The sequence below is a fragment of the Ruegeria sp. G7 genome, from assembly GCF_056535465.1.
Map to the genome: position 1 here is coordinate 732,231 of NZ_JBQFIL010000001.1, position 11,861 is coordinate 744,091.

The window sequence follows — 11,861 nt, forward strand, 5'->3', positions numbered from 1 at the left end:
CCCTCGTACCTCACGAATAGATGCAGTCGCGGAGCGTGATCAGCCCGCGCTTCATCTCTGTTTTTGGGGCCACCATGGCGACCCGGATAAATTGCTCGCCCGGGTTTTGCCCCGGATCACCTTGAGAAAGATACGCCCCCGGCAGAACCCGAACCCCGGTCTCTTGCCAAAGCTTCAATGCCGTTTCTTCGCCGTTCTCGACTGGCAGCCACAGGAAGAACCCGGCCTCGGGGGCATATAGCCCTGCACGCCTGCGAAAACCTCATCCGCGATGGCGTATTTTTCCTGATAAAGCGCGCGGTTTTCCTGCACATGCACCTCGTCCGCCCAAACCTTGGCGGCGGCAGCATGCAAGGGTGCGGGCAGCGGCGCACCCGCATAGCTGCGCAGCAGTTTGACCCGGCTGATCGTCTCGGGCCCGCCCGCGATCAGGCCTGACCGCAACCCGGCCAGATTTGAACGCTTGGACAAAGAGTTGAACAGCGTAACCCGCTCGGGATCAGCACCCAGTTCCTGCGCAACGGTCAGCGCGCCCACCGGGGCAGTATCGCGATAGATCTCGGAATAGCATTCATCGGCGAAGATGCGGAAATCGTATTTCTCGGCCAATTGGATCAGTTCAGCCCAGTAATCGCGCGAGGCAACAGCCCCCTGCGGGTTCGCGGGCGAACAGATATAGGCCACGGCGGTGCGGTTCAGCACCTCTTCGGGCAGGCCCGCATAATCCGGCAGATGGCCGGTCGCAGCGGTCGCGGGCACAAAATAGGGCTGCGCCTGCACCGAGATCGAGGCGACCATATAAACCTGATAAAACGGGTTCGGGCATAGGATGATCGGCTGCTGGCCGTTCTTCTGCTCGGGGCACAGCGCCATTGCGGCATTGTAAAGCCCCTCGCGCGTGCCATTCAGCGCCATCACATTGGCATCTGCATCCATCGACACGCCGTAGCGGCGATTGACCCAGTCCGCGATTGCACCGCGCAGCGCGGGCGAGCCCTCGTTCGGGGGATAGCCCTGAAACCCGGCAGCGTTTTCCATGATCACGTCGGTCACCCAAGATGGGAAATCGTGCTTGGGCTCGCCAATGGTCATGTGAACGACGTCACCGCCCGGTTGATGATGATCCAACAGGGCGCGCAGACGCGGGAATGCATAGTCCGGTAGGTTCGAAAACCGCTCGGGGAAATTCATGATACTGCCTCAATATCGGGGTCATTTTTCGCCCCGTTTCTTGGCAGATTACAGATCGCGCCCTGCTTCGTCCAGACAAAGAGGTTCCGAATCAGGGGATTGTGGCATTCAGGTCAAAGCGGCCTCTGCTGCTGATCCCACCCGCAGCAGCGCCTCTTCCGACCCCGGATAGCCCAGCATCATCAGCCCACAGCCGGGTGTGCCTGTTGGCAGCGTTAGCGCCGCCAACCCCATTAGGTTGCCGATCCGTGTGTTGCGCAAGGACAAGAGATTCTCGGTGATATAGTAGTCATGATCGTTCATCAGCCGGTCCAGATTGGGCGGCAGGATCGGGGCCGTCGGCGCAAGCACCGCATCAAACCCGGCGGTTGCAGCATCCCATGCCTGCCGGCAGGCGGTCAGTTTCGACCATGCGGCCACGTAATCGGGCCCCGAGAACCCCTTGCCCATGCGGAACCGTTCAAGGATTTCGGGATACATCGCCTCGGGGTTCGCCTCGATCACGTCGCGCCAAAGCCCATAGGCTTCGGTTGTATAGAGCACGCCAGTCAAGCCCATCGCGTCGTTTAGCTCGGGCACGTCAAGCGGGACAATCTCGGCTCCGGCTTCTTTCAGACGGGCCAGCGCATCGTCATAGGCTTTGGCCGGAGCCTCGCGCAGATCGTCCTTGACCACGTTCTGCAGGTCGGCAAAGCGGCGGCCTTTCAGGGACACCCCGCGCAGATCAGCCGGGGTTTTGCCTTCAAGCGCGGCCAGCATATGCGCGGCGTCCTCGACCGACCGCGCCAAAGGTCCAACCGTATCGAACTTCAGACACAGCGGCACGACGCCCTCAAGACTGACGCGCCCCGCCGTGGTTTTCAGGCCCACCAGATCGTTCCATGCCGACGGAATCCGCACCGACCCGCCGGTGTCGGACCCGATCCCGCAGGCCGCAAGCCCCCAAGCCACCGAAGCCCCAGCCCCCGAGGAGGACCCCCCCGGCACGGCAGCTTCGTCATTCACACAAGGCGGCGTCGCCGTGATCGGGTTCAGACCCAGACCCGAAAAGGCCAGCTCGCTCATATGGGTCTTGCCCAGACAGACCGTGCCCATGGCGGTTGCGTTGCGCAGGACCTTTGCATCCGCCCCCGGCACGCGGCCTTTCAGCAGGGCCGAGCCAGCTTCGGTCCCGACACCCGCGGTATCAAACAGGTCTTTCCAGCTGATCGGAACGCCATCCAGCAAGGACCGGCGCAAGCCAAGCTTGGCGCGCTCTTGCGCTGCATGGGCCTCGGCACGGGCGCGATCATGGGTGACACGGGCGTAGATGCGATCCCGGTGCGCGTGGGCGTCGATGGCGCTTAGATAGGTCTCGGTCAACTCAACCGGATCAATCTGCCCCATTCCGATGCCTCGGCCCAGATCACATGCCGTCATGGTCAGCCAGTCTTGCATCCTGCCCCCTCCCGTTTCAGTCCGTGATCGGACGGTAGCGACAGGACCGCACATGGACAATCCCGAAAGGGCGCGCATATTGCAGCGCATGGAACACAGATCCGACATCCTGATCGTTGGCGGCGGGCTGAACGGCCCGGCCCTTGCACTGGCGCTGGCCCAAACCGGGCATTCGGTGACCGTTGTCGATGCGCTGGCCGAGAAGGTGCGCAAGAACGCGGCGTTTGACGGGCGCGCCTATGCGCTGGCGCTGGCCTCGCAACGCTTGCTGGACGCGATTGGCGTTTGGGAAAAGGTCGAGGACCACGCCCAGCCGATGCTTGAGATCAAGGTCACCGATGGCCATGCCGGTGCGGGTCCTTCACCGTTTTTCATGCATTTCGATCATGCCGAGATCGAAGAAGGTCCGATGGGCTATATGGTCGAGGATCGCCATCTTCGGCGGGCCTTTCTTGAGGCGATGGCCGAGCAGGACGGGATCACTGAGATCAGCGGCAAAACGGTGGTGTCTCAGGACATTTCGTCCACCGGAGCAACGCTGACGCTGGACGACGGGTCGACCCTGTCCGGCAGCCTTTTGGTCGGCTGCGACGGTCGCCGCAGCGGCACCGCCGCGCGGGCCGGGATCAAGCGGACCGGTTGGGACTATGGCCAGACCGCTCTGGTCTGTGCCATCGAACACGAGCTGCCCCATCACGGTATCGCCCATCAGTTCTTCATGCCCCCCGGCCCGTTGGCGATTCTGCCGCTGACCGGCAACCGCAGTTCCATCGTCTGGAGCGAACGCACAGAGACGGCGGGCCAGATCAACGCCCTGTCCGAGGCCGACTACCTTCAGGTCCTGCGCCCGCGCTTTGGCGATTTCCTTGGCGATATCCGCCTGCAGGGCGACCGGTTCACCTATCCGCTGAACCTGACCATCGCCAATTCGTTTATCGCAAACCGGCTGGCCCTGGTCGGAGACGCCGCCCACGGGATGCACCCGATCGCCGGGCAGGGCCTGAACGCAGGCCTGCGCGATGTGGGGGCCTTGGCCGAAGTCCTGACCCTTGCAGGTCGACGTGGCGAGGATATCGGATCGACCCTCGTGCTGGAGCGTTATCAGGAATGGCGCCGGTTCGACACGGCGTCGCTTGCGATGGCGACGGATGTTTTCAACAAGCTGTTTTCAAACGACAATCCGCTACTGCGCATGGGCCGTGATATCGGTATGGGTATCGTCGGATCGCTGCCCGGACTGCGACGCGGTTTCGTGCGCGAGGCTGCGGGCCTGACCGGAGACCTGCCGAAGCTGCTGCAGGGGCGTCCGATTTAGTCCAGTTCCCGCGCCTCATCCACCAGCATCACCGGGATGCCGTTACGGATGGGAAAGGCCAGACCGGCGGCTTTGGACACCAGTTCCTGCCGCTCAGCATCGTAGTGCAGGGTCGTGTGAGTCTGCGGGCAAATCAACGCCTCAAGCATATGACGGTCAAAGGTGTTTTCGGCTTCGCTCATTGCAGTTTTTCCTCGCTCGATCCGCCGCGCATGGCGAATTCGATCAATGTCACCAGGGTCTCGCGCCGTGTGCGCAGGCAGGGGGCTTCCAGCAGGGCTTGCTTTTCTTCCGGGTCGAACTCCAGCATCATCGACAGCGAGTTGACCAAAAGCTCGTCATCGGCATCCTTCATTGTGTCCCAATCGGTGGACAACTGGCGTGAGGCGAAAAACCGCTCCAACAAAGCCAGAAACCGATCGCGATTCAACCTGTCATCCACCTCGGCCTTGCCCAGATCGCGGTCGAACCCGTCCCAAGACACCGAAGCGCGGCGATACGGGGTAAAACTGTCCAGTTCGGTCCGGACGCGGAAACGTGAAATACCAGTGAGCGTGATCAGGTAACGGCCATCTTCCGTTTCCGAAAACTGGGTGATGCGACCTGCACAACCGATTTTGTGCAGCTTGGTCTCATCGCCCTGACAGGTGTTCGGCTGTACCATTCCGATCAAACGCTCGGGCGTTTTCAGCGCGTCATCCAGCATCTGCAGATAACGCGGCTCAAAAATATGCAGCGGCAAACGGGACCGGGGCAACAACAGCGCTCCGGGCAAAGGAAACACGGATACCGTGTCCGGCAGATCAGCGGGATGCATCATACAGTCGAGTCTAGCCCTGATCGGGTTTTAGGCAAATATCATCGAGCTGAGCTTGCGCCGTCCATTCAGGACAATCGGATCATTGGGCTTGGCTGCGTCGAAGATCGTGAACAGCTGCGTCTTGGCCGCGCCCTCATTCCACTCGCGATCGCGGCGGAACAGCTCCAACAACTGGGCAACGGCCTCTTCCACGTCACCATTGGCGTGCAGAGCCTGTGCCAGATCGAAACGAGCCTGATGATTGTCGGGTTCAGCCTCAACCGCAGCAGTCAGTTCGCCCACCGGGCCTGCATCGGCAGCCTGCTTGGCCAGTTCCAACTGGGCATGGGCCGCCTCAACCTCGGGTGAGGTCGAAATCTCGGCCGGAGCGCCATTGAGGATCGCCTCTGCCTGATCCAGATCGCCCAGCGCGATATGCGCGCGCACCAGCCCACCATAGGCCGCAGCGTGGTTCGGATCTTCGCCCAGAATCGCCGCAAAGGTCTGCGCCGCGTCCACGGCGGCCCCGTCGGTCAGCATTTCTTCGGCAGCCTGAACCGCATCGTCCAACTGACCACCGGGGCTTTCACCGCCGGCAGCTTCGATCACGCGGTCGATGAACGCCTTGATCTCGGACCCCGGCAGCGCGCCCTGAAACCCGTCGATCGGTTGGCCCTTGTGGAACGCATAGACAGTAGGAATCGACTGAATGCGCAGCTGTCCTGCGATCATCTGCGCCTCATCCACGTTGATCTTGACCATCTTCACCGCCCCTTTGGCGGCGGTCACGGCCTCTTCCAGCGCGGGGCCCAGCGTTTTACAGGGACCACACCAGGGGGCCCAGAAATCGACGATGATCGGCATCTCTTGCGAAGCTTCGACCACATCGGCCATGAAGGTGGCCTCGGTCCCGTCCTTGATCAGATCGGTGGTATCAGAGCTGGCTGCGCCGTTCAGAAGGTCCATGGCATTATCTCTCTGGTTCGTATTTGCGCCCTATATGCCGTCGCTCGGATCAGAAACCAAGGGCTGTATCGGGCGATTTTGCATCAATCAGACGTCGAATGTCGCAAAAACCGGCGCGTGATCGCTGGGTTTCTCCCATCCGCGGGCATCGCGCAGAACGCGGCTGGAATGGCCCGCGTTCGAGATATCGGGCGTCGCCCACACATGATCCAGCCTGCGCCCCTTGTCCGCAGCATCCCAATCGCGCGCGCGATAGGACCACCAGCTATAGAGCTGACCGTCAGGAATATCCTGCCGGGTGATATCGACCCAGCCGCCTGCATCCTGCGTCTCGGCCAGCGTCTCCACCTCGATCGGGGTATGCGAAACCACCTTGAGCAGTTGCTTGTGCGACCACACATCATCTTCGCGCGGGGCGATGTTCAGATCACCGACCAGAACCGTCTTTTCCGGCTTTTCCGCATGGAACCAGTCGCGCATATCGGTCAGGTAATCCAGTTTCTGGCCAAACTTCTCATTCACCTCACGGTCCGGCACATCACCCCCGGCAGGGACATAGAAATTGTGGATGGTCACACCATTTTCCAGCCGCCCCGCGATATGGCGCGCATGCCCGAGACCGGCAAAATCCTTGTCACCCACTTCCTCGATCGGCAACCGGGACAGGATTGCCACGCCGTTATAGCCCTTCTGCCCCCGCGCGATCATGTGCGTATACCCCAGCGCGGCGAAGCCTTCGGTCGGAATCTTCTCGACAGGCGATTTGCACTCTTGCAGGCACAGGACGTCCGGGGCCTCTTCCTGCAGCAATTTCAGAACGATAGGCTCGCGCAGACGGACCGAGTTGATGTTCCAAGTCGCAAGGGTGAAGGGCATGAGCGGCGTTTCCTTTGTCGGGTTGGCGCACCCTAGCGCGGGTCTTGTCGCAGTGCCACGACAAAAAAAGGCCGGGCCATCAGGCCCGGCAGTCCAACAGGGAGGTGCATGTCATGACCCGGACATGCGCGGGATGGGAGTAACTTAATTATGCCTTCAGGGTATCACTTTGATCCAAGTCAATCCACCACAGATCAAGACACCAAACGATATCCGCCAGATTCTGTGACCAAAAGGCGCGCATTCGACGGATCGGGCTCGATCTTCTGGCGCAGGCGATAGATGTGGGTTTCAAGCGTATGGGTGGTGACACCGGCGTTATAGCCCCAAACCTCATGCAGCAGCACATCGCGGGCCACCACGCCATCCGTCGATCGGTAGAGGAACTTGAGAATATTCGTCTCTTTCTCGGTCAGGCGGATTTTTCTGTCATCCTCGGTCATCAGCATTTTCATGGCCGGTTTGAACGTGTAGGGGCCAAGCACAAAGACCGCGTCCTCGGATTGTTCATGCTGGCGCAGCTGTGCGCGAATGCGGGCCAAAAGAACCGGGAATTTGAAAGGCTTAGGCACATAGTCGTTTGCCCCTGCATCCAGACCAAGGATGGTATCGGCATCGCTGTCATGGCCCGTCAGCATCAGGATCGGGCTTTTGACACCCTGCTTGCGCATCAGGCGGCACAGCTCGCGGCCATCAGTATCGGGCAGCCCGACATCCAGAATGACCAGATCATAAATCGCTTCGCGCGCACGCTCCATCGCGGATGCGCCGTCAGAGGCTTCGAACACATCGAAGTCTTCTGTCATCACAAGTTGCTCACTCAGCGCTTCGCGCAGGTCTTCGTCATCATCCACCAGCAGGATTTTCTTAAGCTGTGCCATCTGCGGTCCTCCTAAGCCTTTTCAACCAATTGCGTATAGGGAGCGCAATCAGCAAGCTTTGCTGCAATGGTCTCACGCCCTCGTGTCTGAGTGATAGGAATTGTTTCACATTCCTGCATCATCAGGTTAGGAAAAGGCCGGATCGTTACAGGGTAACATGCATGAGTCTCTTTCCCGACATCACCGAGTTGCTGGCGCGCGCGCGGGCTGATCTGCGCATGGGCGTACCGGTGGTTCTGACCGATGACACCGGATTCAGCGTTCTTGCGCTGGCCTCGGAAACGCTCAGCCCGCAACGCTTGGCCGATCTACGAGGTTTGGGCAGCGCACCTGTGGTGGCGGTCACGGTCCGACGTGCAGAAACACTGAAAGCGCGGGCCTATGACCGAGATCTGGCGCGCATCATGATACCTGCAGACGTGGATCTGAGTTGGGTCCAGGCGGTTGCCGATCCGTCAGATGACCTGAGCGCACCGATGAAAGGCCCGCTCATGACCGAGCGGCACGGCAGCGCCAATCTGCATCGGATTGCAATCGCATTGACCAAATCAGCCCGGCTGCTGCCTGCTGCTGTGGTCGTCCCTGTCGAAGATGGCCGCACATTCGCCGCTACCCACAGCCTGACCTGCGTCGACCACACCCGCGCCGCGCCGCATCTGGCAGATCGCAGCGCCCTGCACCCCGTGGTCGCGGCCCGGCTGCCGATGGAAGTGTCCGAGGCCGGGCGACTGCATGTTTTCCGCCCCGAAGATGGCGGCGAAGAGCATTACGCCGTCGAGATCGGGCGCCCTGATCGAGACAAACCAGTTCTCGCACGGCTGCATTCGGCCTGCTTCACCGGTGACCTGATGGGCAGCCTGAAATGTGATTGCGGCCCGCAGTTGCGCGGCGCTCTTGCGCAGATGGGAACCGAAGGGGCGGGCGTTCTGTTGTATCTTAATCAAGAGGGGCGCGGGATTGGGCTGGCCAACAAGATGCGGGCCTATTTCCTGCAGGATCAGGGCTTTGACACGGTCGAAGCCAACCATCGGCTGGGCTTTGAGGATGATGAACGGGATTTCCGGCTGGGTTCTGACATCCTGAAATCGCTTGGTTTCAATTCGGTGCGGCTGTTGACCAACAACCCTGCCAAGATCGCAATGATGGAGCGGACCGGGATCGCCGTCACGGAACGCGTCCCTCTGAAGGTTGGTGAAACCGACCACAATCGCGGGTATCTGGCCACGAAAGCTGCTAAATCGGGTCATCTACTGTGACACCGGACGACCTTGTTCTGACGCCACGTGGTATCCGCTTTGCCGGTCGCATCTTTCCTTGTGCTATCGGCAAAGGCGGGTTGAGCACAACAAAGCGCGAAGGTGATGGCGCGACGCCGGTCGGAACCCACCACATTGTTGGAATGCTCTATCGTGCGGATCGCATGGCGCGACCTGCTGCTTGGGCCCGACCGATTGGTCCGGGTGATCTTTGGTCAGATGACGGGCACGATAAGGCCTATAACACTCTCGTCCGGGCCCCTTACGCATTCAGTCACGAGCGGCTGCAGCGCGCCGATCCGCTTTATGATCTTATCCTGATCACGGATTGGAACTGGCCTGATGCGAAGCCCGGCCACGGCTCTGCCATCTTCCTGCATCAGTGGCGTCGACCACGCTATCCGACCGAGGGCTGTGTTGCATTCCGGCGCGATCACCTGAGATGGATCGCTAAAAACATCGCCCCCGGCACGCGGCTGATTATCCCCGGGGCCCGATCCGCTCGCCGAAAATAGCGGACCCGACCCGGATATGCGTTGCGCCCAGAGCGATCGCAGTTTCGAAATCGCCGCTCATTCCCATCGAGAGGCCGTCCAGACCATTGCGTTCTGCGATCTTGCTCAGCAAGGCAAAGTGGAGCGCAGGTTCTTCATCGACCGGGGGCAGGCACATGAGCCCACGCACAGGTAAGTCCAACGCCCGACACTCGGACACAAACGCGTCAGCATCAGCAGGTAGTATGCCCGCCTTTTGCTCTTCTTCACCTGTATTGACTTGAATGAACAGGTCCGGACAGGATCCAACTTCCTGCGCGAGCCGAGCCAGCGTTTTCGCCAGTTTCGGGCGGTCGAGTGAATGAATGGCGTCGCAAAGCTCTATTGCCTGCCGCGCCTTGTTCGTTTGTAAGGGGCCGATCAGATGGAGCTGCACGTCGGAAAACTGTTCCCGGAATGCAGGCCATTTCCCGGCCGCCTCCTGAACACGATTCTCTCCGAAACACCTGTGCCCTTGGTTCAGAACCGCCTCGACCCGTTTATTGGGCTGCACCTTGGACACGGCGATCAAATGTACCGATCCAACTGCACGCCCCGCGGCAGCTTCGGCTTTGGCAATGCGGTCGGTGATTTCTTGCAGCGACATAGGGCCCTCGTCTTTGTGGTTGGCGCAGAAAAACACCATGTGGGCACAAAAGAAAAGGGCAGGCCAAAAGGCCTGCCCCTGAACCTTGCGGTTTAGATCAGCTTAGAAGCTGAACTGAACACCCAGGTCAGCAACGGTGAAGCGGTCGCCGTCGCCAACGCGGTTGGTGCCTACGCCGCCACGCAGCGATACGCCGCCGCCCAGGTCATAGATCGCGCCCAGGCCAAAGGCTTGGGTGTCGAATTCAGCGTTACCGTCACCGTACGAGAAGATAACCTGAGTAGCTGCGCCAACGTTGTAGTTCGCCGACAGACCCCAGAAGGTGTCGAACACCAGGTCATCCGGGTCGCCGTCCGAGCTTTCGTTACCAACCAGAGCCGTCACGGTCAGATCACCGAACGAAACGTTACCGGTCAGAACGACCATGTCAGCGTCTGCGTCGACGGTGGTTGCGTTCGCGTCATCAATGGTGCCATCGGGGAGGATGGCTGCGATGTCAGCGGTCAGATCGTTGGTTTCGGCATAACCGATTGCAACGCCCCAGTTGTCAGCTGCGTAAGATGCACTGATGCCCCACTGCTCGGAGTCACCGGTTTCCCAAACGAAATCGTCTGCGATGATTTCGTAGTCGTCGCCTGCGTCATCGCCCGAGTACGAAGCAGCGATGGTGACGCCGCCGAAGGTGTAACCAGCGTAAACACCGTTTTCGCCCGAACCGGTCGAGGTGTAAGCGTCAAACGCGAAGTCGTTACCAACGTACTGACCGGTGAACAGGGTCAGGCCCGGCTCGAAGCCGTAGTAGTCTTGCAGGTTGTCGATCACGCCGGCGATGTTGCCAACGTCAACACGCAGACCGCCGTACTCGGTGGTGAAGCGCGCGCCGTTCAGACCAGCCGAGCTTGCCGAACCGTCACCATTGTCGTCAGCTTGCAGACGAACACGTGCCGAGAATGCGACGCCGCCGTCGGTTTCTGCGTTACCGTCGATGTTCAGACGGAAGCGCGATTCCAGGAACGCGTCATCTTCGTCGGTGGTTGTTACGCTGCGAACGGTCGAAATCGCGCCAGTGGTTGTATCAGCAACGCTGCTCGACGAGATCTCGGTCGAAGCGTTGTCTTCGATATACTGGATACCAAAGCGACCAAAACCGCTGAAGTTGATTTCTGCGGAAGCAACACCGGCGGTCGCGACCAGCGCGGTAGTTGCGAAGAGAACTTTTTTCATCTTGTTTCCCTCGGTTTCAAAGTTTTTCTACTCGACACATGCAAAGCAAGCGTCTCAGCACGGACACCGTTTCGCTTTTTTTGCCCCCATTGCGCAAGCTTGGCATAAACGCTCTGACCTCTTTCAGCCCGAATTGGTGCAAGGATGCCACAGTCAGATTTGGCCCCCTTCGACCACGCCGCGCGTGATCGCCAGCGAAGATTAAGCTTGTTGCCGCGCCAGACCTTCTCTAGGAGTGTTTCGCGATGATGTCCCAACGAGTGATACAGGACCTGCCGACCATGCGCACGCTGACGATTTCTTGCTTGATCATGGCAACTGCTGCCCTTTCGGCCTGCAACGCGTTTCGAGACAACCCGCGCTCGGCAAATGAGGGCCGCATCGGCGGAAATACTGAAGAGCGCGAACTGAATGATCCCGAGCGTGCCACAATCTGGGACGTCTTCGGCCCCAACACGAACGAACAGGTCACTCAGGTCAATCGCTATCTGTGGTCTGCTTCGCTGGATGTTCTGAATTTCCTGCCAATCCAAGAGGTTGATCCCTTCACAGGCGTGATCGTCACCGGATATGGCACACCTCCGGGTGGCGGACGGCAATATCGCGCAACCGTTCATATCAGCGACCCCGCCCTTGCAGCCCGGTCGCTGTCGGTGTCGCTGCAGACCAGCGGAGGGGCTCCGGTCAGTGCTGCAACCAGCCGCGCGGTCGAGGACGCGATCCTGTCCCGCGCGCGGCAGCTACGGATTGCGGACAACAAGTTCTAGTAACCCGCC

At 60.1% G+C, this 11,861-nt stretch carries 12 protein-coding genes and 1 pseudogene; 4 read left to right on the plus strand and 9 right to left on the minus strand.

What is annotated here, in order from left to right:
• Positions 1-10: 10 nt before the first annotated feature.
• Positions 11-1,191 (minus strand): annotated as a pseudogene (locus tag ACR3EN_RS03685) (aminotransferase class I/II-fold pyridoxal phosphate-dependent enzyme).
• Positions 1,192-1,299: 108 nt separating this feature from the next.
• Entirely contained in the window at positions 1,300-2,628 is a 1,329-nt protein-coding gene (locus tag ACR3EN_RS03690) for an amidase (RefSeq protein ID WP_480824555.1), read from the minus strand.
• Between the two features lie 88 nt (positions 2,629-2,716).
• Here ACR3EN_RS03690 and ACR3EN_RS03695 point away from each other — a divergent pair, with 88 nt between their 5' ends.
• Positions 2,717-3,943, plus strand: coding sequence for an FAD-dependent monooxygenase (locus ACR3EN_RS03695; protein WP_480843489.1), 1,227 nt, complete (start codon positions 2,717-2,719; stop codon positions 3,941-3,943).
• On the opposite strand, the gene ACR3EN_RS03700 is transcribed toward ACR3EN_RS03695, so the two are convergent.
• The 5 genes from ACR3EN_RS03700 to ACR3EN_RS03720 form a co-directional block, all read right to left on the minus strand.
• Positions 3,940-4,125 carry a Trm112 family protein gene (locus ACR3EN_RS03700; RefSeq protein WP_480824551.1) on the minus strand — a complete coding sequence of 62 codons (186 nt, stop codon included), beginning with the start codon at positions 4,123-4,125 and terminating at the stop codon, positions 3,940-3,942. The two genes, ACR3EN_RS03695 and ACR3EN_RS03700, sit on opposite strands and share 4 nt — an antisense overlap.
• Positions 4,122-4,763, minus strand: a complete 642-nt coding sequence (locus ACR3EN_RS03705; RefSeq protein ID WP_480824549.1) for an LON peptidase substrate-binding domain-containing protein — start codon at positions 4,761-4,763, stop codon at positions 4,122-4,124. Before ACR3EN_RS03705 ends, ACR3EN_RS03700 begins: the two co-directional genes overlap by 4 nt.
• 27 nt (positions 4,764-4,790) lie before the next feature.
• Positions 4,791-5,708: a tetratricopeptide repeat protein gene (locus tag ACR3EN_RS03710; protein ID WP_480824547.1), complete on the minus strand. Its 918-nt coding sequence runs from the start codon at positions 5,706-5,708 to the stop codon at positions 4,791-4,793.
• Between the two features lie 87 nt (positions 5,709-5,795).
• A complete protein-coding gene (locus ACR3EN_RS03715; RefSeq protein ID WP_480824545.1) occupies positions 5,796-6,584 on the minus strand; it encodes an exodeoxyribonuclease III in 789 nt (262 codons plus the stop codon).
• A 194-nt stretch (positions 6,585-6,778) separates the two neighbouring features.
• A complete protein-coding gene (locus ACR3EN_RS03720; RefSeq protein WP_480824543.1) occupies positions 6,779-7,465 on the minus strand; it encodes a response regulator transcription factor in 687 nt (228 codons plus the stop codon).
• Between the two features lie 161 nt (positions 7,466-7,626).
• Between ACR3EN_RS03720 and ribA the strand changes: the two genes are divergently transcribed.
• Together ribA and ACR3EN_RS03730 are read left to right on the plus strand one after the other, a co-directional pair.
• A complete protein-coding gene (gene ribA, locus ACR3EN_RS03725; RefSeq protein WP_480824541.1) occupies positions 7,627-8,721 on the plus strand; it encodes a GTP cyclohydrolase II in 1,095 nt (364 codons plus the stop codon).
• Positions 8,718-9,236 (plus strand): L,D-transpeptidase family protein, encoded by a 519-nt coding sequence (locus tag ACR3EN_RS03730; protein ID WP_480824539.1) that lies wholly within the window; start codon positions 8,718-8,720, stop codon positions 9,234-9,236. Before ribA ends, ACR3EN_RS03730 begins: the two co-directional genes overlap by 4 nt.
• Here ACR3EN_RS03730 and ACR3EN_RS03735 read toward each other — a convergent pair.
• Both ACR3EN_RS03735 and ACR3EN_RS03740 read right to left on the minus strand, forming a co-directional pair.
• A complete protein-coding gene (locus tag ACR3EN_RS03735) occupies positions 9,202-9,861 on the minus strand; it encodes a YggS family pyridoxal phosphate-dependent enzyme (RefSeq protein WP_480870674.1) in 660 nt (219 codons plus the stop codon). The genes ACR3EN_RS03730 and ACR3EN_RS03735 overlap by 35 nt on opposite strands.
• Positions 9,862-9,963: 102 nt before the next feature.
• Positions 9,964-11,085 (minus strand): porin, encoded by a 1,122-nt coding sequence (locus ACR3EN_RS03740; RefSeq protein WP_480870671.1) that lies wholly within the window; start codon positions 11,083-11,085, stop codon positions 9,964-9,966.
• Positions 11,086-11,366: 281 nt separating this feature from the next.
• Here ACR3EN_RS03740 and ACR3EN_RS03745 point away from each other — a divergent pair, with 281 nt between their 5' ends.
• A complete protein-coding gene (locus ACR3EN_RS03745) occupies positions 11,367-11,852 on the plus strand; it encodes a DUF3576 domain-containing protein (RefSeq protein WP_480824591.1) in 486 nt (161 codons plus the stop codon).
• Positions 11,853-11,861 lie beyond the last annotated feature (9 nt).